Annotated in this window: 20 protein-coding genes and 1 riboswitch; of the genes, 6 read left to right on the top strand and 14 right to left on the bottom strand. The window is 61.4% G+C overall.

Going from position 1 to position 21,456, the window contains the following annotated elements; all coding sequences use genetic code 11:
• Position 1: 1 nt before the first annotated feature.
• From ACIPL2_RS29060 to ACIPL2_RS29030, 7 genes are all read right to left on the bottom strand, one after another.
• Complete coding sequence (locus tag ACIPL2_RS29060; RefSeq protein ID WP_401362484.1) at positions 2–526, bottom strand: TIGR02281 family clan AA aspartic protease; 525 nt, start codon at positions 524–526, stop codon at positions 2–4.
• Complete coding sequence (locus ACIPL2_RS29055; RefSeq protein WP_401362481.1) at positions 523–1,512, bottom strand: esterase-like activity of phytase family protein; 990 nt, start codon at positions 1,510–1,512, stop codon at positions 523–525. Before ACIPL2_RS29055 ends, ACIPL2_RS29060 begins: the two co-directional genes overlap by 4 nt.
• Positions 1,512–3,416, bottom strand: coding sequence for a DNA topoisomerase IV subunit B (gene parE / locus ACIPL2_RS29050; protein ID WP_401362478.1), 1,905 nt, complete (start codon positions 3,414–3,416; stop codon positions 1,512–1,514). The genes ACIPL2_RS29055 and parE overlap by 1 nt, the downstream gene beginning before the upstream one ends.
• A gap of 54 nt (positions 3,417–3,470) precedes the next feature.
• Positions 3,471–4,079 carry a YqiA/YcfP family alpha/beta fold hydrolase gene (locus ACIPL2_RS29045; RefSeq protein ID WP_401362475.1) on the bottom strand — a complete coding sequence of 203 codons (609 nt, stop codon included), beginning with the start codon at positions 4,077–4,079 and terminating at the stop codon, positions 3,471–3,473.
• Positions 4,080–4,265: 186 nt separating this feature from the next.
• Positions 4,266–5,081, bottom strand: coding sequence for a 3',5'-cyclic-AMP phosphodiesterase (gene cpdA, locus ACIPL2_RS29040; protein WP_401362473.1), 816 nt, complete (start codon positions 5,079–5,081; stop codon positions 4,266–4,268).
• Positions 5,082–5,199: 118 nt separating this feature from the next.
• Entirely contained in the window at positions 5,200–5,652 is a 453-nt protein-coding gene (locus tag ACIPL2_RS29035) for a DUF1249 domain-containing protein (protein ID WP_046819863.1), read from the bottom strand.
• On the bottom strand, positions 5,643–6,260 hold the full coding sequence (locus ACIPL2_RS29030; RefSeq protein ID WP_401362471.1) for an NUDIX domain-containing protein: 618 nt from the start codon (positions 6,258–6,260) through the stop codon (positions 5,643–5,645). Before ACIPL2_RS29030 ends, ACIPL2_RS29035 begins: the two co-directional genes overlap by 10 nt.
• Before the next feature lie 213 nt (positions 6,261–6,473).
• On the opposite strand from ACIPL2_RS29030, the gene ACIPL2_RS29025 reads away from it, so the two are divergent.
• A complete protein-coding gene (locus ACIPL2_RS29025) occupies positions 6,474–7,220 on the top strand; it encodes an RsiV family protein (protein WP_401362468.1) in 747 nt (248 codons plus the stop codon).
• Here the strand turns inward: ACIPL2_RS29025 and cytX are convergent.
• Positions 7,189–8,481 carry a putative hydroxymethylpyrimidine transporter CytX gene (gene cytX / locus ACIPL2_RS29020; protein ID WP_401362466.1) on the bottom strand — a complete coding sequence of 431 codons (1,293 nt, stop codon included), beginning with the start codon at positions 8,479–8,481 and terminating at the stop codon, positions 7,189–7,191. The genes ACIPL2_RS29025 and cytX overlap by 32 nt on opposite strands.
• Before the next feature lie 151 nt (positions 8,482–8,632).
• The gene (thiC, locus tag ACIPL2_RS29015) at positions 8,633–10,522 is read right to left on the bottom strand and encodes a phosphomethylpyrimidine synthase ThiC (RefSeq protein ID WP_401362463.1); all 1,890 of its coding nucleotides are present in this window, start codon (positions 10,520–10,522) and stop codon (positions 8,633–8,635) included.
• Between the two features lie 163 nt (positions 10,523–10,685).
• Positions 10,686–10,791, bottom strand: a riboswitch (TPP riboswitch).
• A 192-nt stretch (positions 10,792–10,983) separates the two neighbouring features.
• Between thiC and ACIPL2_RS29010 the strand changes: the two genes are divergently transcribed.
• Positions 10,984–12,417 (top strand): TolC family outer membrane protein, encoded by a 1,434-nt coding sequence (locus tag ACIPL2_RS29010; RefSeq protein WP_401362460.1) that lies wholly within the window; start codon positions 10,984–10,986, stop codon positions 12,415–12,417.
• A 127-nt stretch (positions 12,418–12,544) separates the two neighbouring features.
• Here the strand turns inward: ACIPL2_RS29010 and waaA are convergent, their stop codons facing one another.
• A complete protein-coding gene (waaA, locus tag ACIPL2_RS29005) occupies positions 12,545–13,822 on the bottom strand; it encodes a lipid IV(A) 3-deoxy-D-manno-octulosonic acid transferase (RefSeq protein WP_401362456.1) in 1,278 nt (425 codons plus the stop codon).
• An 11-nt stretch (positions 13,823–13,833) separates the two neighbouring features.
• A complete protein-coding gene (locus ACIPL2_RS29000; protein ID WP_401362454.1) occupies positions 13,834–14,736 on the bottom strand; it encodes a LysR family transcriptional regulator in 903 nt (300 codons plus the stop codon).
• A 103-nt stretch (positions 14,737–14,839) separates the two neighbouring features.
• Here ACIPL2_RS29000 and ACIPL2_RS28995 point away from each other — a divergent pair, with 103 nt between their 5' ends.
• The 4 genes from ACIPL2_RS28995 (at position 14,840) to ACIPL2_RS28980 (ending at position 18,357) form a co-directional block, all read left to right on the top strand.
• Positions 14,840–15,172 (top strand): multidrug efflux SMR transporter, encoded by a 333-nt coding sequence (locus ACIPL2_RS28995; RefSeq protein ID WP_008027887.1) that lies wholly within the window; start codon positions 14,840–14,842, stop codon positions 15,170–15,172.
• Positions 15,173–15,371: 199 nt separating this feature from the next.
• Positions 15,372–16,547, top strand: coding sequence for an NAD(P)/FAD-dependent oxidoreductase (locus ACIPL2_RS28990; protein WP_401362451.1), 1,176 nt, complete (start codon positions 15,372–15,374; stop codon positions 16,545–16,547).
• The gene (locus ACIPL2_RS28985) at positions 16,544–17,356 is read left to right on the top strand and encodes an aldo/keto reductase (protein ID WP_401362448.1); all 813 of its coding nucleotides are present in this window, start codon (positions 16,544–16,546) and stop codon (positions 17,354–17,356) included. Before ACIPL2_RS28990 ends, ACIPL2_RS28985 begins: the two co-directional genes overlap by 4 nt.
• Positions 17,357–17,388: 32 nt before the next feature.
• Positions 17,389–18,357, top strand: a complete 969-nt coding sequence (locus ACIPL2_RS28980; protein WP_401362445.1) for a metal ABC transporter ATPase — start codon at positions 17,389–17,391, stop codon at positions 18,355–18,357.
• A gap of 103 nt (positions 18,358–18,460) precedes the next feature.
• Here ACIPL2_RS28980 and hldE read toward each other — a convergent pair whose 3' ends face one another.
• The 3 genes from hldE to ACIPL2_RS28965 all read right to left on the bottom strand — a co-directional run bounded on the left by hldE (position 18,461) and on the right by ACIPL2_RS28965 (position 21,290).
• Positions 18,461–19,885, bottom strand: a complete 1,425-nt coding sequence (hldE, locus tag ACIPL2_RS28975) for a bifunctional D-glycero-beta-D-manno-heptose-7-phosphate kinase/D-glycero-beta-D-manno-heptose 1-phosphate adenylyltransferase HldE (protein ID WP_401362442.1) — start codon at positions 19,883–19,885, stop codon at positions 18,461–18,463.
• 102 nt (positions 19,886–19,987) lie between these two features.
• Positions 19,988–20,593: an adenylyl-sulfate kinase gene (gene cysC, locus ACIPL2_RS28970; RefSeq protein ID WP_401362439.1), complete on the bottom strand. Its 606-nt coding sequence runs from the start codon at positions 20,591–20,593 to the stop codon at positions 19,988–19,990.
• The gene (locus ACIPL2_RS28965) at positions 20,586–21,290 is read right to left on the bottom strand and encodes a sulfotransferase family 2 domain-containing protein (RefSeq protein WP_401362436.1); all 705 of its coding nucleotides are present in this window, start codon (positions 21,288–21,290) and stop codon (positions 20,586–20,588) included. Before ACIPL2_RS28965 ends, cysC begins: the two co-directional genes overlap by 8 nt.
• Positions 21,291–21,456: the final 166 nt, after the last annotated feature.

The following is a 21,456-nucleotide window of genomic DNA, read 5'->3' as shown; positions in this document are numbered from 1 at the left end:
CTCATTGGTTCGTTGTCTGGCGCAGCAGCATGGTGCCACCGCGCTGGGTAAATTCAAGTTTGTTCAGCGCGCTCATCCCGAGCAGCACCTGATTGCCGTTCAAGCCTGGCGCGACGAGGGCGCGGACATCACGCAACACAATGTCGCCCAGTTGCAGCCGATCGATGCGGGTGCGATAGCCCTGGCTCAGGCCATTGGCCGTGCTCAGAGTCACCCCGAAACCTTTTTCCAGCTTCAGCCGTTCGGCCATTTCCGCCGGGACCGACACATCGGTCGCCCCGGTATCGAGCATGAAATCCACCGGCTGGCCGTTGATCTGGCCGCTGGCGACGAAGTGACCCTGCGAGTTGCTGGCCAGTTTCACTTCGATAAAACCTTCGCCCTGCTCCGAGCTGACGACGGTGTTGGGGTTCTGCTGACGCGCTTCCCACTGGCCGAAAAACCGCGTCGCCAGAAACAGTGCGGCGCACCAGGCCAGCACCAGGAATACGCGGCCGGCGCGCTTGCCCGGCGTTTGCTGACTCACGGCGTGGCACTCCAGCCACCTTCAGGCGCGGCGAAACGCCAGACGATTGGGCGGACCTCGCCATCGGCGCGGGCACCGGTGTTGTTGTCGATGCCGATCCAGGCGCCATCGGCGTCCACGATCAATGCTTCCGCCAGCCCAAAGGCCTGTGGATAACGACGATTTTCCTGCAATGCCTCGGCGGCAAACGACCAGCAGCGCTCAACCTTGGCCGTCACCGCATCACGGCGGCAAATCTCGAAGGCGTTGCGCTCCAGGGTAAACAACTTGCCGTTGAACAAGGCCAGATCGGCAAAATCCTTGGGCATCGCCCTGGCGCGGGGAAATTGTGCAGGCTGCATTTCCCTTCCGGCCTCGCTCAGCAGCACACAGCCGCCATCGCAGTCCCAGACGGTCTGCTTGCGCTTGATCAGCAACAATCCGCGGCTCTCGCGCTCGGCGGCCAGCCACAGTTGATCGCCTTCAGGGTTGACCGCCAGGCCTTCGAACAACGCATTGAAGTGCAGCAACAAGCCACTGGCCCGGGCTTCGCGAACCATGATCGGCGAGATTTTCAGCCAGGAGGCCGGCCCCGTGGTCGGCACTTGCAGCACCGCCGCATGGGCCTCGCTGACAATGTAGCGATTGCCGGCGCTGTCGCAGCTAATGCCTTCGAAATCCAGATCGCCACCGCGCACGAACGCCGCCGCCCAGGCCCGCGCACGCAAACCCCAGGGCAACCCGTTGTCCGGCACCGGCGGTACACCGATGCCCACGGTTTCGGCCTGCCAGACTGTGTCGCGGGTATCGAGGCGGTAGATCTGATCGTCATCGCGATCGGAAACCGTCCACAAATCCTTGCCACACTGGGCCAACCCCGACAGGTTGCCGCCGCGCATGCCATCGATGGGATGCTCGGACAACAGGCGCAATTCCGGCGCCGGTTCGGCAAACGCCGCAACCGAGGTCAGAAGAAACGCACACGCCAGGGCAAAGCCAACCCGCATCAGCCAAGAACCTCGGCCAGGTTGCCTTTGGATTCGAGCCAGGATTTACGATCGCCGGCGCGTTTCTTCGCCAGCAGCATGTCCATCATTTCCGAAGTCGCTTCGAAATCTTCCAGCGTCAACTGCACCAGGCGCCGAGTGTTCGGGTCCATGGTGGTTTCGCGCAGCTGCGGCGGGTTCATTTCACCCAGACCTTTAAATCGGGTGACTTGTGGCTTGCCGCGTTTCTTCTCGGCCACCAGACGATCGAGGATGCCATCGCGTTCGGCTTCGTCGAGGGCGTAGTAAATCTCTTTACCCAGGTCGATGCGGTACAGCGGCGGCATCGCGACGTAAACGTGACCGGCGTCCACCAATGGGCGGAAATGCTGGACGAACAATGCGCAGAGCAAGGTGGCGATGTGCAGGCCGTCGGAGTCGGCGTCGGCGAGGATGCAGATTTTGCCGTAGCGCAGCTGGGCGATGTCCGCCGAGCCCGGATCGACACCGATGGCCACGGCGATGTTGTGCACTTCCTGGCTGGCCAGCACTTCGCTGCCGTCGACTTCCCAGGTGTTCAGAATCTTGCCGCGCAACGGCAGGATCGCCTGGAATTCTTTGTCCCGCGCCTGCTTGGCCGAACCGCCGGCGGAATCACCTTCGACCAGGAACAGCTCGGAACGCATCGGATCCTGCCCGGCACAGTCGGCGAGCTTGCCCGGCAGCGCAGGACCTGCGGTGATGCGTTTGCGCTCGACCTTCTTGCTGGCTTTCAGACGACGGCCGGCGTTGTTGATCGCCAGTTCCGCCAGCAGCATGCCGGTTTCCGGGTTGGCGTTGAGCCACAGGCTGAACGCGTCCTTGACCACACCGGACACGAAGGCCGCCGCCTCGCGGGACGACAAGCGTTCCTTGGTCTGGCCGGAGAATTGCGGCTCCTGCATCTTCATCGACAGTACGAACGCAATGCGCTCCCAGACGTCTTCCGGGGCCAGCTTCACGCCGCGTGGCAGCAGGCTGCGGAATTCGCAGAACTCGCGCATCGCATCGAGCAAGCCCTGACGCAGACCGTTGACGTGGGTACCGCCCTGCGCGGTCGGGATCAGGTTGACGTAGCTTTCCTGAACACTGTCGCCGCCCTCGGGCAACCACAGCAGCGCCCAGTCGACGGCTTCTTTATTACCGGCCAGGCTGCCGCAGAACGGCTCGTCCGGCAGGCGCTCGAATTCGCTGACCGCGTCGACCAGGTAGGAGCGCAAACCGTCTTCGTAATGCCATTCGACTTTCTCGCCGGTGGCCTTGTCTTCAAAACTGACCAGCAACCCCGGGCACAGAACGGCCTTGGCCTTGAGCACGTGCTTGAGGCGGCTGATGGAGAATTTCGGTGAATCGAAGTACTTCGGGTCCGGCGCAAAGAACACGCTGGTGCCGGTGTTGCGCTTGCCGACGGTGCCGATCACTTCCAGCTCGGTTTTCTTGTAACCGTCACCGAAGGTCATCTGGTATTCGTTGCCGTCACGCTTGACGCGCACCCGGACTTCGGTCGACAAGGCGTTGACCACGGAAATACCCACCCCGTGCAAACCGCCGGAGAACTGGTAGTTCTTGTTGGAAAACTTGCCGCCCGCGTGGAGCTTGGTGAGGATCAGCTCGACGCCTGACACGCCCTCCTCCGGGTGAATGTCCACCGGCATGCCACGGCCGTCATCGCTGACTTCCAGGGAGTGATCGGCGTGCAGGATGACCTGCACCGACGTTGCATGCCCGGCCAAGGCTTCGTCGACGCTGTTGTCGATGACTTCCTGGGCGAGGTGGTTCGGCCGACTGGTGTCGGTGTACATGCCGGGGCGTTTGCGCACCGGGTCGAGGCCCGAGAGGACTTCGATGGCGTCTGCGTTATAAGAGCTAGCGCTGGGAGTGGCCATGGGGTCTCGTCGTCCGCCTGTAAAAAGAGTGTTCTATGAAAAAGGGGCGATGATTCACAGTGCCGTGAAATCAATCACCTGATACACATCTGCGCCGATGCCGGCAAAACTCAACATCGCCGGCAATTGCTCGGCAAAACCCTGGAAACTATGGTCGCCGCCGGCCTGGATGCGCAAGGCACAGGCACGGTAATACTGCTGGGCGAGGCGGTAGTCCAGTGTTTCATCGCCGGTCTGCAACCACACCTGATACCGCTGTGGATCCTGAGGCGCCGGCACTTCCAGCTCGGCCAGGGCCGTCACGTGGTCGTGGGTCAATTCCCAGGCCTCATCGGTGTACAGGTTTTTCTGCGTCCCCAAATACCCGTCGAACATCCGGTGCGGACTGACGGCAGGGTTGATCAACAGGGCCTTGAGGCCATGGCGCTCGGCCAAGTGAGTCGCATAGTAGCCGCCGAGTGAGCTGCCGACCAGCAGTGGCCGCCCCAGCTCCTCAATCGCCTGCTCCAGCTGACCGATGGCCTGCCGCGGATGGTGATGCAAGGCCGGAACGCGCAATTGATCGCCCAAACCCAGCTGCTCCATCACCTTCACCAACTGCGTGGCCTTCTTCGAGGCGGGCGCGCTGTTGAAGCCGTGGATATAAAGGATCGAACCGGACATTTGAACTCCCTGCACGTCGGGTAAAGAGACGGAGTTTACAGGGTGACGGGGAAATCGGGGATATCCGCGAAATTCATGTCGTCTGAGCGGACGCTATCGCCAGCAGGCTGGCTCCCACAGGGATTTGTGCGCGACGCAGATTCAATGTGGGAGCCAGCCTGCTGGCGATGGCAGCACCGCAGATACTCAGTAGCCGTTGGAGCCGTAATCGACCTGGAAATCGAAGCCTGTGACGCGTTCCACGCCGGTTTCAATCCGGCCATCAGGCAACAGCCGCAACCACCGATACCCCGGCGCCTGATCCCCAACCTTGAAGTCATCACTCCCCGGCTCGAATTGAATGCAAGTCGAAGGCGAAGCCATCAAGCGCACCCCGTTACGATCCTGATCAATCTCCTGATGCACATGCCCCCAAAGCACGGCACGCACCTGCGGAAACCGGTCCAGCACCGCAAACAACGCCTCCGGATTACGCAACCCGATCGGCTCCATCCACGCACACCCGATCGACACCGGATGATGATGGAAGCACACCAGATGATGCCGCTCCGGCGCCTCACTCAACGAGCGAACCAACACCTGCAATTGCTCATCCTGCAAATACCCCGGCACCGACCCCGGCACGGCCGAATCCAGCAACGTCACCCGCCAGTTACCGACATCCACCACCGACTCCAGCAACGCGCTCTGCACGGCAGCCTCCGCCATGATCTGCGGCTCATCATGATTGCCGGGAATCCAGCGCGCCGGCGCATCGAGCTGTCGCGTCAGGTCGCGAAAAAGTTGATAAGACTCTAACGACCCATCCTGAGAAATATCACCACTGGCAATGACCAAGTCGATCTGCGGCTGCTGCAGGCGCACCAGTTCGATGACCTTTTGCAGGCTGTCGCGCGTATTCATGCCCAACAACGTCCCGTCCGTTTCGGCAAACAGATGACTGTCGGACAGTTGCACCAGCAACGCCGAATCGGCGGTGGTCAATGTGGATACGCTCGGCAAGGCGTTCTCCCAGGGCTGAATCACGGGATGGATGAGTGCCGCAATTATGCTGGGGGACGATCAAAAGGGGAAACCTGTGAACCTGACGCAGTTCACAACTACTTCGTACTCGCCACAACTACCGTACGACTTCGTACTCGTGCCCCAACGCCAGACAATGGCTCAGCCATTCCCCCAGGAACATATTCAGCTGGGCTTTTTCATCCGGCTGATGCATCGAGGCGTTCGGGTAAGGATAGATGCCGCGAAAGCGTCGTGCATGTTCGGCACTGACCACTTCGGCCATGCAGGCGTCGTGATAGACCTGAACTTCCAGTTGCGGCACCGGCAGCCAGGGCAGACTGTGTTCCTGGCGCACTTGCAGGGTCGTGGTGTACGGACAGACCTGCAGCACTTCCAGGGCCAGGACGCCGAGCATCTGGTCGCCATGGGTCACGGCAATACGCCGCGCGGCCGGCTCATTGCGCATGTCCGGCAGCAGTCGCATCAGGCGCGCGTAGTTCGCCTCGCAGGACGCTTGCAGCCCCACCAGGTCCACCCGATAGCGATCGCGCAGCTTGTTTACGACCATAACCCCCTCACTTCAACGCGGTTCAACGCTAACCATTGCAAGGCAATGATGCTTGCCGCGTTGGCAATACGACCGTCGCGTACGGCTTGCAAGGCATCTTCAAACGCCCAGACCGTGACGCGGATATCTTCAGCCTCTTCCTCCAGCCCATGCAGGCCGCCCACCCCGGCGCTGTCACAGCGCCCAAGGTACAAATGCACGAACTCATTGCTGCCGCCCGGCGATGGAAAGTATTTGGTCATCGGCCAGAGTGCCCCGAACACAAGCCCAGCTTCCTCCTGCGCTTCGCGGTGAGCAACTTCTTCCGGTTGTTCGTCTTTGTCGATCAGACCAGCGACCAGTTCGATCAGCCACGGATTGTCGGTCTTGCCCATGGCGCCAACGCGAAACTGCTCGATCAGCACCACTTCGTCGCGCTGCGGATCGTAGGGCAGCACGCACACCGCGTCATGGCGAACGAACACTTCACGATGGATTTCGCGGCTCATGCCTCCGGCGAACAATTCGTGACGCAAGTGCACGCGATCGAGCTTGTAGAAGCCCTCGAAGCACTTTTCGCGCCGAACGATATCTACGGCGGTCGGAATGGCGTTGGCAAAATCAGTCATGACAATCCTCGTTCTACAAATCCTGTCCGAGGCTCCAGCCTCGACTTCGCGCCATCCTAACGCGCCCGTGACCTTTGATGCAGCCCCTTTACCGTCAGCGGGATGGACGGTGAGGGGGAAACCAACTCTAATTAGCTTAGTGGCGAACTGACTGCTTCGTTGAGAGTCGAAGCGGATAACTTTTCGCCTTTCCCTGTTTTATGAAGGACGCCCATGTCGCTTTTTAAAATCGCCTCCGTGGCCGCAATCGCCCTGACCCTGGGCGCGTGCCAGAGTCTGTTCCAGCCCAACTACCGGGCGCCGCTGGAAACTACCCGCGACGCGTCCGAACAGCTGAAGCCAGGTTGCACGACGCCTGATTGCCCGTTGGTGAACATCGATACGCTGCGCTTCCCGGCCGAACCCCAGCTGGACGGCATCATCGAAAAACGCCTGCTGCAAATGACCCGCACCTCGCCGGACGCCCCGGCGGCGCCGACGCTGGCGGCCTATCGCGATGAGTTTTTGCGCACCGCCGGCCCGCGCTACAGCAGCTACTTGCAAGCCAAGGTACGTGAGCAGCATGACGGCTTGGTGATCGTCGAATTTTCCAGCTACCTGGACACCGGCGGCGCACACGGCACGCCGGGCCGCAGCTTCATCAACTATTCGCGCCAGCAACATAAAGTGCTGACGTTGTCGGACATGTTGTTGCCGGGGCAGGAAGAAGCGTTCTGGAAAGCGGCGCAAGTGGCGCATAACAGCTGGTTAATCAGCACCAAGCTCGATCAGGAACCGGAGTTCGTCAAGAGCTGGCCGTTCCAGAAAACCCAGAACGTGGCGCTGACCTACGGCGGGGTGATCCTCAAGTACGAAGTGAGCACCATCGCGCCTTATGCGCTGGGCCACGTCGAACTGAAGATCCCCTACCCACGCCTGAACGGCATTCTCAAGCCCGAGCTGTTTCCGGGCCGTAACTGAAAGCCCGACCCAGCACCAGCTGCAGCAGCCCTGCCAGAATCAACGACGGCAGGGTTGCGCCGATGTCCGGGTACAGGTTGGCCAGCAAGTGATACGTGCTCACCCCGCCCAACCAGGCGAGTAACGCCGGCCAGCGCAATGCGGCTGACGCCACCTGAGCACTGCGTTTGCGCAGGATGAAGTGATCCACCAGCACCACGCCGAACAGCGGCGCAAACACCGAACCGATCAACAACAGGAAGTTCTGGTACTGGGCCAATGGCGCCAGGCAAGCGATCAGTGTGCAGATCACGCCGATGGCCAATGCCAGGTGCTCGACTTTCAAGCGCAACAGAATCCCGCTGGACACCGCTGCCGAGTGAATATCGGCGAACGCGTTTTCCGACTCATCCAGCAAAATCAGCAGCAGCGGAATCCCCAGGCCAGCACCGGCCAACGCCAAGAGCAAGGCATTCACTTCACCGCTCGGCGCGAACGCCAGGGTGTAGGCCACGCCCAGGCTCATCAGCCAGAAGTTACCGATAAAGAAGCCGATCGCGGTACCGCCGAAGACATTTTTCGTACGCTTGCCGAAACGCGAGTAGTCGGCAATCAGCGGCAGCCACGACAGCGGCATGGCGATGGCGATGTCGAAGCCCACGGCAAACGGCATCGAACCATCACCGGCCTGTGCCCACAACGCCGCCAGATCGGCTTTGGCGAACAGGTTCCAGGTCAGCCAGATGCACGCCGCCAGCAGCAGCCAGATGCCCCACTTGCGCAGGATCTGCCGCACGAACGTCAACGGGCCACTGACGGCCAGCAAGGTTGCCAGGCCGCCGAAGAAAAGGGTCCAGAGCAGCGGATTCGACAGCAGGCTGCCTTCGCTGAACGCACGCGCGCCCAACAGGCTGGCGGCGTCGCGCATGACGATGATTTCGAACGAGCCCCAACCGATCAGTTGCAGCAGGTTCAGCACGGCCGGCAGGCTCGCGCCGCGTTTGCCGAGGCTGAGCTTGAGCGCGGCCATCGACGACAGGCCGGTGTCGCTACCGATCACGCCGACGGCGGCCAGCAACAGCACGCCGACCAGAGTGCCAAGGAAAATCGCCAGCAACGAGCCGGACAGGCCCAGGCCAGGCGCGAGCAGAGCGCCGGTCTGCAGGACCATCAGGCCGATGCCGAGGGAGAACCACAGGGAAAACAGATCGCGGCCACCGAAGACACGTTTGTCGGTCGGCACCGCGACATCAGGGGAATATGTGCTGGGTTGAATGCTCAAGGGTGTTATCTCAGAGGGACATTTGTTGTTGTGTCGATCGCTATCGCCAGCAGGCTGGCTCCCACAGGGGACTTGTGAACACCACAAATCCAGTGTGGGAGCCAGCCTGCTGGCGATGGGGCCCTTTCAGGCCCCACCCTTTCGGATCAGATCAAACCTTCTTGTACAGCTGACTGCCTTCCTGCTTGAACCGCTCGGCCTGTTCCGCCAATCCCTGGGCGACTTCGGCATCGATCGTTTCGATCCGCTGGTTGGCCGCGTACTCGCGGACTTCCTGGGTGATTTTCATCGAGCAGAATTTCGGCCCGCACATGGAGCAGAAGTGCGCGACCTTGGCCGAATCCTTCGGCAGGGTTTCATCGTGATACGAACGCGCGGTGTCCGGATCGAGGCCCAGGTTGAACTGGTCTTCCCAACGGAATTCGAACCGCGCCTTGCTCAAGGCATTGTCGCGGATCTGCGCGCCCGGGTGCCCTTTCGCCAGATCGGCGGCATGCGCGGCGATCTTGTAAGTGATGATCCCGGTCTTCACGTCGTCCTTGTTCGGCAGGCCCAAGTGTTCCTTCGGCGTGACGTAGCAGAGCATCGCGCAACCGAACCAGCCGATCATCGCCGCACCGATACCCGAGGTGATGTGGTCGTAGCCCGGTGCGATGTCCGTGGTCAGCGGGCCGAGGGTGTAGAACGGCGCCTCGTCGCAGCATTCCAGCTGCTTGTCCATGTTCTCTTTGATCAACTGCATCGGCACGTGGCCCGGGCCTTCGATCATGCACTGCACATCGTGCTTCCAGGCGATCTTGGTCAGCTCGCCGAGGGTTTCCAGCTCGCCGAATTGTGCGGCGTCGTTGGCGTCGGCAATCGAGCCCGGACGCAGGCCATCGCCCAGCGAGAAGCTGACGTCGTAGGCCTTCATGATTTCGCAGATGTCTTCGAAATGGGTGTAGAGGAAGTTCTCTTTGTGGTGCGCCAGGCACCACTTGGCCATGATCGAACCGCCACGGGACACGATGCCGGTCACGCGCTTGGCGGTCAGCGGCACGTAGCGCAGCAGCACGCCGGCGTGGATGGTGAAGTAGTCGACGCCTTGCTCGGCCTGCTCGATCAGCGTGTCGCGGAACAGTTCCCAGGTCAGGTCTTCGGCAGCGCCGCCGACTTTTTCCAACGCTTGATAGATCGGCACGGTGCCGATCGGCACCGGCGAGTTACGGATGATCCACTCGCGGGTTTCGTGAATGTGCTTGCCGGTGGACAGGTCCATGACCGTGTCCGAACCCCAGCGAATGCCCCAGGTCAGTTTCGCCACTTCTTCTTCGATGGACGAACCCAGTGCGCTGTTGCCGATGTTGCCGTTGATCTTCACCAGGAAGTTACGGCCGATGATCATCGGTTCCAGTTCGGTGTGGTTGATGTTGGCCGGAATGATCGCGCGACCGCGAGCGATCTCGTCACGGACGAATTCTGGAGTGATGATTTTCGGTACGCTGGCGCCGAAGCTGTGACCGGCGTGTTGCTGGTCCAGCAGGCCCGCGGCACGCGCCACTTCCAGCTTCATGTTTTCGCGGATGGCGACGTATTCCATCTCCGCGGTGATGATGCCTTTGCGGGCATAGTGCATCTGGCTGACGTTGGCACCGGCCTTGGCGCGGCGCGGGTTGTTGACGTGGGCGAAACGCAACTTGGTCAGCTCGGCATCGGCGAGGCGTTCCTGGCCGAAGTTCGAGCTCAGGCCCGGCAGGCGTTCGGTGTCGCCACGGGATTCGATCCACGGCGAACGCACATCGCCAAGGCCTTTGCGCACGTCGATGATGACGTTGGGGTCGGTGTACGGACCCGAGGTGTCGTACACAACCACTGGCGCGTTGATCTCGCCGCCGAAGTCGGTCGGGGTCACGTCGAGGCTGATTTCGCGCATCGGCACGAGGATGTCCGGGCGGGAGCCCTGGACATAGATTTTTTGCGAGCGGGTAAACGGCTGAACCGACTGTTGATCGACTTGGGCCGAGTCACTCAGGTTCGTAGTGTTTTTTAGTTTTATCGTCATCACGGGCTCTCCAGACAGCATCCAGGCAGTGGAATTTTGTCGGAGCGAACCTGTAACGAATGGACGCACGTGAGCTGGGAAATCCAGCCGTGCTGTGCTCAGTGCTCGAGGGGTGTTCGATTGTCGAACAACATCCCGGACGAAGCACAAGAGGACTCGCCGGGTGACGAGAAATCTTGTTCCCTACGCAGGCGCTAACCTGATCAGGTTCAACGGGATCCGAAATTATTCGATCTCAGCCTCATAGCAAGGCACCCCGACAAGAACCCGGCCAGTCTAGACACAACTGACAAAGAACGCCAACACCGCGGTAAACACCATGATGAATGGCGCAATTACAGGATTGTTGCCACGCGTGGGCGCAACTACACTCGCCAAGCCATGCTGCGCCTTGACGCTATGCGGGTCGCGCCGTACCTTTGGCGCTCAAATTATCAGCGTAATTTTTTAGGGATCGCCTCATGCTGCGCAAACTCTCACTGGCCGTCGCCGTGTCTTGTGCGTCCAATGGAATGGCCTGGGCAGCAGAAGCGCCCTTATCGACCAAAACCGATCTGGTCAGCGTCTATCAGGAAGCGGTGGACAACAACGCCGACCTGGCTGCCGCCATCGCTCAATATGGCGCCCAGAAAGAAGTCGTGCCCCAGGCCCGCGCCGGGCTGCTGCCGAATCTTTCGGGCGGTGCTGAACTGGCCGCCGTGCGCACCGCGATCGATCAGCCTTCGGCGACCGCGAACCGTAACGCTCATTCCTATCAGGCGACCCTGGCGCAACCGCTGTTCCGCGCTGATCGCTGGTTCCAGTTCCAGGCCGCCAAAGACGTCAACGAACAGGCCGCCTTGCAGCTCTCGGCGACCCAGCAAAATCTGATCCTGCAGAGTGCCGAAAGCTACTTCAACGTGCTCCGCACCCAGGACAACCTGGCCTCGACCAAGGCTGAAGAAGCCGCGTTCAAACGCCAGCTCGATCAGTCCAACGAGCGCTTCGACGTCGGCCTGTCGGACAAGACTGACGTGCTGCAATCACAAGCCAGTTACGACACAGCGCGGGCCAACCGGATCGTCGCCCAGCGTCAGGTGGATGATGCGTTCGAAGCGTTGATCACCCTGACCAACCGTCAGTACAACTCGATCTGGGGGGTCGTCCACACGCTGCCGATCTTGCCGCCGGTGCCGAACGACGCCAAAGCCTGGGTCGATACGGCCGCCAGACAGAACCTGAATTTACTGGCCAGCAACTACGCCGTCAGCGCCGCCGAAGAAACCCTCAAGCAGCGCAAGGCCGGGCATGCGCCAACCGTGGATGCCGTGGCGAAATACGAAAAAGGTGACAACGACGCCCTCGGTTTCAGCAACCCGAACGCCTTCGGCCAGCCTTACGGTGGCAACGTCGAGCAAACCACGGTTGGCCTGCAACTGAACATCCCGATCTACAGCGGCGGCCTGATCAACTCCCAGGTGCGCCAATCGTATGCGCAACTGGACCAGTCCGAGCAGCAACGCGAATCCCTGCGTCGGCAAATCGTCGAAAGCACCCGCAACCTGCACCGCGCGGTCAACACCGACGTCGAGCAGGTGCAGGCGCGCAAGCAGTCGATCATCTCCAACCAGAGCGCGGTGGAAGCGACCGAAATCGGTTATCAGGTGGGCACGCGAAACATCGTCGACGTGCTGGATGCGCAGCGCCAGCTGTACACCTCGGTGCGCGACTACAACAACACGCGCTACGACTACATCCTCGACAACCTGCGCTTGAAGCAGGCGGCCGGCACGTTGAACCCGGGGGATCTGCAGGATCTGGGGCGTTATCTGAAGGCCGATTACAACCCGGACAAAGACTTTTTGCCGCCGGACCTGGCGAAGGCTGCGGCTGAGCAGTTGAAAGCCAGGCCTTAAACGCAAAAGCCCAAAAGCATTCGCGAGCAAGCCCGCTCCCACATTTGATCTGCGGCGTGCACACATTTTGTGTTCACCGGAGATCCAGTGTGGGAGCGGGCTTGCTCGCGAATGAAGGCGACGCGGTCTAACGGTCGATCAACCGCCCCAACCCATCCAGCAACCGCTGCAACGCGCCCTGATTGCTGCGCATCACCTTCAACCCGGCCTCCGCCATTCGCTGCGCATCGCGCGGCAATTCGAACAGCCGCTGCACCGCCAGCGCCAGACTTTCGGCATCCTCGACTTCCTGCAACGCCCCGGCGCTGCGCAATTGCGCGGCGATTTCGAGGAAGTTGAACAGGTGCGGTCCGCTCAACACCGGCTTGGCCAGCGCCGCCGGTTCCAGCAGGTTATGCCCACCGTTTGCCACCAGGCTGCCGCCGACGAAGGCGCTGTCGGCCAGCGCATACAGAAACAGCAACTCGCCCATCGTGTCGCCCAGCAACACTGCGGTCTGCGCAGTCACCGGCTCACCCGTGGAACGCCGCACCGTGGCAAAACCCTGCTGCCGGCACAACTCGAACACCGAGTTGAAACGCTCCGGATGACGCGGCACCAGAATCAGCAAGGCATCGGGATGGCTGGCGAGCAACTGACGATGCGCCGCCAGCACCACTTCGTCCTCACCTTCATGCGTGCTCGCGGCGATCCACACCGGGCGTTCCTGCGCCTGCCATTGGCCACGCAACTCGGCGGCGCGCTGGAGCAGTTGCGGGTCGATGGTCAGGTCGAACTTGATCGAACCGGTCACGTCGACGGTGTGCGCGCGCGCGCCGAGATCGCGGAAGCGCTGGGCCTCGGCTTCCGTCTGCACCGCAAACAGGCTCATCTCGGCGAGCATCGGCCCGGTCAGTTTGGCAAAGCGGCCATACCCCTTGGCCGAGCGCTCGGACAGTCGCGCATTGGCCAGCGCCACGGGAATCCCGCGTTGGGCGCATTGGTGAATGTGGTTCGGCCAGAGCTCGGTCTCCATGATCACCGCCAGTTTCGGCTGGACCCGATCAAGGAAACGCTTCGCCGCGCAAGGCAGGTCGTACGGCAAATAGCAGTGCTGGATGCGCGGCTCGTTGGCGAACAGGGCATGGATGCGCTCCGAACCGGTCGGCGTCATGCAGGTCACGGTGATGGGCAATGTTGGATAGCGTTGCAGCAAGGCGCGAATCATCGGCGCCGCCGCAATGCTCTCACCCACGGACACCGCGTGCACCCAGATGCCGCCTGGTTTCATCGCCGGCAGCCCGAGGGAAAAACGTTCGCCAACGCGTTTGGCATACGCCGGCGCCTTGCGCGAGCGCAGCCATAGCCGAATCGCTACCAATGGCAGCCCCAGGTAAAACAGCGCGGTGTAGAGAGTTCTATTCATGGCGGCGGAGTTTATCGGCTTTTCTCGCCGATCGCCTGCAAGTGCACGGCAAAACGTTCTGCCAACCAACGCGCGGCCGGGCCGAGTGGCTCGTCGCGGCGCCAGACCAGTTCCACCACCAGTGCCGGCGGGGTCCATTCGCTGTTCAGTTCGACCATCTGATCCTGATACGCCGGGTACTGCACCACGTGGCGCGGCAGCCAGGCCCAGCCGAGGCCGCGAATCAGCCATTCGGCCATCACGTAGAAACTGTCGGCCCGCCAGACTTGCGGGCTGGCCGGCTCACTGCCCGGATAGACACTGGACTGGGTGGACATCAGCAGCTGCCGATGTTGCGCCAGCTGCTGACAATCGACCTGAGTCTGCGTCGCCAATGGATGCCCGACGCCGCACACCGTGACCATTTCAACACTGCCCAGCACCCGACGCTCAAGCGCTTCGGGAATTTGGTCGTGATAAAACAGCAAACCCAAGTCGGCCCTACGTTCAACCAGTTTGCGCGCAACATCGCCTTGGGCGGCGCTGGTCAGTTGCACTTCCAGGCTGGGAAATTGCTCGGAAAGCGCTTCGAAGCTTTCGATGATCGGCTGATACGGCATTGCCTCGTCTTGCGCCACGCACAGGCGCGCTTCCTGACCGCGCATCATCGCCAGCGCCCGGCCATTGAGGCGCTCACACTGGCGCAGCACTTCCCGCGCCTCTTCCAGCAAGGCGTTGCCGGCCTCGGTGAGTTTCGGCTGACGGCCGCTGCTGCGATCGAACAGGCTGACGCCCAGGTCTTCTTCCAGCAGCGCAATCGAACTGCTCACCGCCGACTGCGCCTTGCGCTGATCCCGCGCCACGGCCGAGAACGATCGCTGCTCCGCGACGCTGACAAACAAGCGCAGCTGCTCCAGATTCCATTGCATGCTCATGGCTCAACCCATCTTCAAAACAGATAGGTAATGACTTTACCGCATCTGAGGAATCTCTAAAATGCCGACCTTAGAAAGCAACACTTCACACGAGGATTGACCCATGACCGCTTACTACTACCTGGCCATCGCCATCTGCGCCGAAGTGATTGCCACTGTTTCGATGAAAGCGGTCAAAGGCTTCAGCACGCCACTGCCACTGATTCTGGTGATCGTCGGCTACGGCATTGCCTTCTGGATGTTGACGTTGGTGGTGCGCAGCGTGCCGGTTGGCGTGGCTTACGCGGTGTGGGCCGGCATGGGGATTGTGATGGTCAGCGTCGCGGCGCTGTTCATTTACGGGCAGAAACTGGACGTGCCAGCAATGCTGGGGATGGCGCTGATTGTGCTGGGTGTCGTCGTCATCCAGCTCTTCTCGAAAACCGCCGGGCATTAAAACCCGAAGCGCGATCCATTGTGGGAGCGGGCTTGCTCGCAAAGAGGGCGTGTCAGTCGACATCTGTGTTGCCTGACACGCCGCTTTCGCGAGCAAGCCCGCTCCCACAGGTTTCGCATGCGCCCTGATGATCGCCAACAAAACCTCCGATCTTTGAGTCTGTATACTGCGCCCTCGTCTTGAACACTGAGGTCGCTGCATGCCATCCGTTATTTCCACCGACGTTCTGATTGTCGGCGCTGGTGTCGCCGGCCTCTGGCTGAATGCGCGCCTGCGCCGCCAAGGGTTTTCGACCGTGCTGGTGGAAAGCGCCAGCCTCGGTGGCGGGCAAAGTGTGAAGTCCCAAGGCATCATCCACGGCGGCGCCAAATACGCGCTGCACGGCGCCCTGACCGGCGCCTCGGAAGCCATTGCCGACATGCCGCGTCGCTGGCGTGAAGCCCTGGCCGGCGACGGCGAGCTGGACCTGTCCGGTGTACGCCTGCTGTCCGAAGCTCATTACCTCTGGTCCCCCGGCACAATCGCCGGCAACCTCACCAGTTTCTTCGCCAGCAAAGCGGTGCGCGGTCGCGTCGACCAGGTCAAGGGCGATCAGCTGCCGCCCGCCCTGCAAGACAAACGCTTCAAGGGCAAGGTTTACCGATTGGCGGAACTGGTGATCGACGTGCCGAGCCTGGTCCAGCGCCTGGCCGAACTGGCCGGTGATGGTTTGCTCGCCGGGCAGCAGATCGAACCGTTGCTGGAGGGTGGAAAACTCGTCGGCCTGAAAGTTGACGAGCGCGAGATCCGCGCCCAGCGCATCGTCCTCAGCGCCGGTGCCGGTACGGCGGCGTTGCTTGAAACGCTGGGGCTGAGCAAACCGGCCATGCAACGCCGGCCGTTGCACATGATCATCGCCAAAGGTCCGGGCCTCAAACCGCTGTATGCGCATTGCCTGGGCGGCGGCACCAAACCGCGCATTACCGTGACCACCCACCCAGCGGCCGACGGCCAATGGGTCTGGTACCTGGGCGGTGATATTGCCGAAGCCGAAGGGGTTGCCCGAGACCCGGCCGAACAAATCGCCACGGCGCAAAAAGAACTCGGCCAGTTACTGCCATGGATCGACCTGAGCACCGCGCAATGGGCGACCCTTCGCGTGGATCGCGCCGAGCCGCTGCAATCGGGCCTGACGCGCCCCGACAACGCGTTCCTGGCCGAAGAAGGTCGCTTGCTGGTCGGCTGGCCAACCAAACTGGCGCTGGCGCCGGACTTCGCCGATCGTGTCATCGCCTCCCTGCAACGCGACGGCATCCAGCCGAGTCATCCTGCCCCGTTGCCTGAATTGCCAAAACCACCGATGGGCGTTCCTGCCTGGGAGCAACTGTTGCCATGAGCCAACCGACCCTGCACGACCTGCATCGCCCCTTGGGCAGCACCGGCCTGCTGGTTTCGCCCCTGGGCCTGGGCACGGTGAAACTGGGCCGCGATCAAGGGGTGAAGTACCCCAGTGGCTTCCAGATCCCCGACGATGACGAAGCGCGCAGGCTGCTCAAACTCGCGCGCGACATGGGCATCAACCTGATCGACACCGCCCCGGCCTATGGCCGCAGCGAAGAGCGCCTCGGCCCGTTGTTGCGGGGTCAGCGTCAGGACTGGGTGATCGTCAGCAAGGTCGGCGAAGAGTTTGTCGACGGTCACTCAAGCCACGATTTCAGCGCCGCGCACACCCGGCTTTCGGTAGAACGCAGCCTGCAACGCCTGGAAACGGATGTCATCGACCTGGTGCTGGTGCACTCCGATGGCAACGACCTGGCGATCCTGAACGACAGCGAAGTCTATGCGACCCTCGCCGAGCTGAAGCGCGAAGGCAAGATTCGTGGCTTCGGCTTTTCCGGTAAAACCGTCGAAGGCGGTTTGAAGGCTCTGGAACAAGGCGATTGCGCGATGGTCACCTACAATCTGAACGAACAGAACGAGAAGCCCGTCATTGACTATGCTGCTGCTCACGGCAAAGCCATTCTGGTCAAAAAAGCCCTCGCCAGCGGTCACGTGTGCCTGAGCCCAGGTGTGGACCCTGTGCGCGCCAGCTTCGAGTTGTTGTTTGAACATCCGGGCGTAGCCAGTGCTATTGTCGGGACCATTAATCCGCTGCACCTCGCCCACAACGTCGCGACCGTTGCCCAGGTCCTACGTAGAAACTGATGCCGCCCACGCGGCCTTAAGCAGGAGCCGACATGCCGCGTACGCTCATAAGAAAGAACCCGAGCAACTTCAAGACCCTGCCGTTGTACGTCGAAGCGACTCCCGAAGGCTTGAGCTATCAGAGCGTCGGGATGCCGCTGAATTTCTCCCAGACTTTGCAACGTCGCCGCCCGGTGACGGTGGACGACACTGAGCGCTTTGCCCTGGAGCTGGCCAACCTCGGGGTCTCGGTGCGCCTGACCCTGCACTGGCAGAATCGCGACTACTGGGTGTTGGTGCGTCAGCGGCGCCAGGACCGTGGCGATGTGGTGCTCAAGCTGATCTCCGGTTACGTGCCGGCCCATGAGCTGAACCTGCCGCTGCACACGGCGATCCAGGAGATTGCCGAAGAGTGCCTGCTGGAAACCCCGGAAGGCTGGCTCGGCGGACGCTTCAACGACACCTGGCTGCCGGCGCCCTACTCGTCCGCCCTGCATTACCGTGAAGCGCTGCCCTTTCGCCTGACGCCGTTGTCCGGTTCGGCGCGGCCAGTGCGTTGCGCCAAGATGCAGTTGATCGAACGTCCTCGGGCCTACGTGCACTTACCCACAGCGTCGTTGCAGTTAATTTATGACTTGCGCCTGGACGTGCCCAAGGAAGCCAAATCCCTGAGTCTGTTTCATGTCGACGAGCGACTGGAAGGCGATCAACTGGTGGCCCGGCTCGATCGCAAACGCCCCGATTTGTATTTGATGCCGTTGCAGGACGGCCAGCCGTTGGCCGAGCTGTATACCTTGAAGAAGGATCAGCTGTACCCGGCGAGCACTCGCGGGCTGTACCTGGCCGAGAGTTTTGCCCGGCAGGAAGGCTGGCTGGTGCGCGATGAACGGATTCGCTGGAAGGATTGGGTGCGGCAGCAGGGCTTGAGCCCACCAGGAAAGGATTCGGGACTGGCGCGGCTACGCGGGAAAGCCAAGCAACTGCTCAAGAAAATCGTGCCGCGCAAGAAAGTCAGTTCTTAAAAGCAAAAGATCGCAGCCTCGTTTCACTCGACAGCTCCTACATTGAAATACGATTCCCTGTAGGAGCTGTCGAGTGAAACGAGGCTGCGATCTTTTTATGACGTCACTCGGACTGTCGGATCTTCTCGACAATCGCAGTCGTCGAGCTGTTTGCCACCAGCCCCAGCACTTTCACGGTTCCGCCATAAGCGGTCACGATGTCCGCGCCGACGACTTGCTCGATCCCGTAGTCCCCACCTTTGACCAACACGTCCGGCTTGACCTCGCGCAGCAGGTTTTCCGGGGTGCCTTCGGGGAAGCTGATCACCCAGTCGACAGCGCCTAAACCTGCCAGTACCGCCATGCGCCGGTCGACGCTGTTGATCGGACGACCCGGCCCTTTCAGGCGGCTCACCGAAGCATCGTCGTTGACCGCAACGATCAGGCGATCGCCCTGGGCCCGCGCCTGTTCGAGGTAGGTCACATGACCGGCATGCAGGATGTCGAAGCAGCCGTTGGTGAAGACGATTTTCTCTTTATGCGCACGCGCATCGTCAACCGCCAGCAACAGCTGTTCAAGGCCCAGCACACCACGCTCGGAACCTTCTTCACGCTGGATGGCACGACGCAGTTCCGGCGCGCTGATGGCCGCCGTACCGAGTTTGCCAACCACGATGCCCGCCGCCAGGTTGGCCAGGGCCACAGCGTGGGGCAGTTCTTCACCCGCGGCAATCGCTGCCGCCAGGGTGGAAATCACCGTGTCGCCGGCACCGGTCACGTCGAACACTTCGCGGGCACGGGCCGGCAAGTGCAGCGCCGGGTGATCCGGACGCAGCAAGGTCATGCCGTGTTCGCCACGGGTCACCAGCAACGCGCCGAGGTCGAGGTCGTGCATCAGCTTCGCGCCTTTGCTCACCAGCTCGTGCTCATCGGCGCAGCCGCCGACGATGGTTTCGAATTCGCTGAGGTTCGGCGTGATCACGCTCGCACCGCGGTAGATCGAGAAATCCTTGCCCTTGGGATCAGCCAGCACCGGAATGCCACGGGCGCGAGCGGCCTGGATCAGCACCTGATGGTTTTTCAGCGCGCCTTTGCCGTAGTCGGACAAAACCAGCACCTTGATGCCTTCGAGCAACTCGTCGACCTGTACGCCCAGCGCCAGGGCGTCGGTGGCGAACGGCTCTTCGAAGTCGATACGCAGCAGTTGCTGGTGACGGCTCATGACCCGCAGCTTGACGATGGTCGGCTGGTGCGCGATGCGCTGGAACATCGCCCGTACGCCAGCGCCCTTGAGGCTATTGGCCAGGCTGTCGGCGGCTTCATCGTCGCCGGTCACGCCAACCAGCGAGGCCGGGGCACCGAGGGCGGCAATGTTCAACGCAACGTTGGCGGCACCGCCCGGGCGGTCCTCGATTTGCTCGACCTTGACTACCGGTACCGGCGCCTCAGGGGAAATCCGTGAGGTACCACCATGCCAGTAACGGTCGAGCATGACATCGCCGACCACCAAGACAGGGGCTTGATCGAATCGCGGCATGGACAACTTCATGGAGCAACCCACATACAAAATGAACAGGGGCGCGATATTAACACAGGGTTGGCGTGGGCTTGTGTGACAGCTGCAATGGGATGATTCAACCGGGGTTTCTGCTCATTTATTGATCAGGAAAGCGGCTAACCGCTGGCAGGCCTCGCGCATTTCCAGCGCTTGCGTGTCAATTTCACACTCCGCACACAACGGCGCCTCATACGGACTGTCGATGCCGGTGAAATCCTTGAGGCGTCCTTCCCGGGCCGCCTGGTACAAGCCCTTGGGGTCGCGTTGCGCACACACCGCGAACGGCGTGCTCACATACACCTCGATGAAATCACCCTCGGCGAACAACCGACGCGCCACTTCACGTTCTGCGCGGAACGGCGAGATCGCCGCGACAATCACAATCAGCCCTGCATCGACCATCAGGCGCGCCACCTCGGCCATGCGCCGGATGTTCTCCTTGCGACTCTCATCGCCCATTCCCAGATCCCGGCAAAGGCCCGCACGCAAGTTGTCGCCATCGAGCACGAACGTGTGCAGCCCCAGCTGATTGAGTTGCAGCTCCAGGGCATTGGCCAGTGTCGACTTGCCCGCCCCGGATAACCCGGTCAGCCAGAGGCAACGCGGACGCTGCAACTTGAGCGCGGCCCGCTCGCGGCTCGACAGCGATAACTGATAAGGCCTGATTCCGGAGATCGGCATCGTCACTGCTTCATTCATAACCGAGCATCTCGTAATCGCGCTGATACACCCGCCGCACCAGCCGCCGGGTACGCGTCGAACAGAAATCACGCACGGGCATCGAGCTCCTGTGCTGGGTGCTGTTGATGCGCGGCAACAACACGGCGTGCCCCAATTGCTCGCACACCCAGCGGAAATCCCGCTCCAGGTGTTCCTGATAACCAATGAAGTCGAGTGCCAGGTGCCCAAAGGAGTCCGTGAGAAAATCCGTTTGCGCGGCGAAATGCAGTTGCCGGTGGATCGTTTCCGGGTGGAGCCAGCGACTCACGAAATCGTCGAAGTCGCGGTAGTGGCTGACCAGTTTCTGCGCAGCTTGATCACGCTGGCTCAAGTCATTGCCCCGCAGGAAGGCGTAGGCCGAGTACGCCCTTTCCAGAGGATCGCGGACAAAGGCGAACTTGAAACTGTCGGCAAACTGCTTGGGAAATTGCTGCTCGTACCAATACAACGGCACGTGCCCCGGGCTCCAGCCATCGAACAGCGCGGCACACACGCTGCTGCCGGCGCATTTGGGAACGTGAATGAACAGGCAGGAACGTTGCGCGAAGGGCGGCGGGAAATGCAGGTTGGCCGACATCGACTTGTTCACCACCTGACGGTCCACGACCGACAGCCGCCCCAGCAAGAATTGCCGTTGCGACTTGGGCAACAGCTTCCAGAGATAACGTTGCAACATTGCAGTACCCGCGCGAAGGGGATGGCCCCCTCGATTGAAGTCAAGGATTCGTTCAGGAACCTTAACAAGCGCGGTGCGGAGTTTTATTCAGGTTTGGTCAAGACGGGTAACGATATGGATACAAATCACCCAGCGCATTGCACGCCGGGTGTACGGAGGGCGAGCC

It is taken from the genome of Pseudomonas sp. NPDC086251, from assembly GCF_044746405.1.
GTDB lineage: Bacteria > Pseudomonadota > Gammaproteobacteria > Pseudomonadales > Pseudomonadaceae > Aquipseudomonas.
Note: the sequence above shows the minus strand (reverse complement) of the source record. Positions and strands in the feature narration are given on the sequence as shown.

Excerpts from the sequence above, each read along its gene's own strand:
- parE (WP_401362478.1), bottom strand. The coding sequence starts at position 3,416 with ATGGCCACTCCCAGCGCTAGCTCTTATAACGCAGACGCCATCGAAGTC.
- hldE (WP_401362442.1), bottom strand. The coding sequence starts at position 19,885 with ATGAAGTTGTCCATGCCGCGATTCGATCAAGCCCCTGTCTTGGTGGTC.
- ACIPL2_RS29010 (WP_401362460.1), top strand. The coding sequence starts at position 10,984 with ATGCTGCGCAAACTCTCACTGGCCGTCGCCGTGTCTTGTGCGTCCAAT.
- ACIPL2_RS29035 (WP_046819863.1), bottom strand. The coding sequence starts at position 5,652 with ATGGTCGTAAACAAGCTGCGCGATCGCTATCGGGTGGACCTGGTGGGG.
- ACIPL2_RS28965 (WP_401362436.1), bottom strand. The coding sequence starts at position 21,290 with ATGTTGCAACGTTATCTCTGGAAGCTGTTGCCCAAGTCGCAACGGCAA.
- ACIPL2_RS29000 (WP_401362454.1), bottom strand. The coding sequence starts at position 14,736 with ATGAGCATGCAATGGAATCTGGAGCAGCTGCGCTTGTTTGTCAGCGTC.
- waaA (WP_401362456.1), bottom strand. The coding sequence starts at position 13,822 with ATGAATAGAACTCTCTACACCGCGCTGTTTTACCTGGGGCTGCCATTG.
- thiC (WP_401362463.1), bottom strand. The coding sequence starts at position 10,522 with ATGACGATAAAACTAAAAAACACTACGAACCTGAGTGACTCGGCCCAA.
- ACIPL2_RS29055 (WP_401362481.1), bottom strand. The coding sequence starts at position 1,512 with ATGCGGGTTGGCTTTGCCCTGGCGTGTGCGTTTCTTCTGACCTCGGTT.
- ACIPL2_RS28980 (WP_401362445.1), top strand. The coding sequence starts at position 17,389 with ATGCCGCGTACGCTCATAAGAAAGAACCCGAGCAACTTCAAGACCCTG.
- cysC (WP_401362439.1), bottom strand. The coding sequence starts at position 20,593 with ATGAATGAAGCAGTGACGATGCCGATCTCCGGAATCAGGCCTTATCAG.
- ACIPL2_RS28985 (WP_401362448.1), top strand. The coding sequence starts at position 16,544 with ATGAGCCAACCGACCCTGCACGACCTGCATCGCCCCTTGGGCAGCACC.
- ACIPL2_RS29030 (WP_401362471.1), bottom strand. The coding sequence starts at position 6,260 with ATGACTGATTTTGCCAACGCCATTCCGACCGCCGTAGATATCGTTCGG.
- ACIPL2_RS29045 (WP_401362475.1), bottom strand. The coding sequence starts at position 4,079 with ATGTCCGGTTCGATCCTTTATATCCACGGCTTCAACAGCGCGCCCGCC.
- ACIPL2_RS29025 (WP_401362468.1), top strand. The coding sequence starts at position 6,474 with ATGTCGCTTTTTAAAATCGCCTCCGTGGCCGCAATCGCCCTGACCCTG.
- ACIPL2_RS28990 (WP_401362451.1), top strand. The coding sequence starts at position 15,372 with ATGCCATCCGTTATTTCCACCGACGTTCTGATTGTCGGCGCTGGTGTC.
- ACIPL2_RS28995 (WP_008027887.1), top strand. The coding sequence starts at position 14,840 with ATGACCGCTTACTACTACCTGGCCATCGCCATCTGCGCCGAAGTGATT.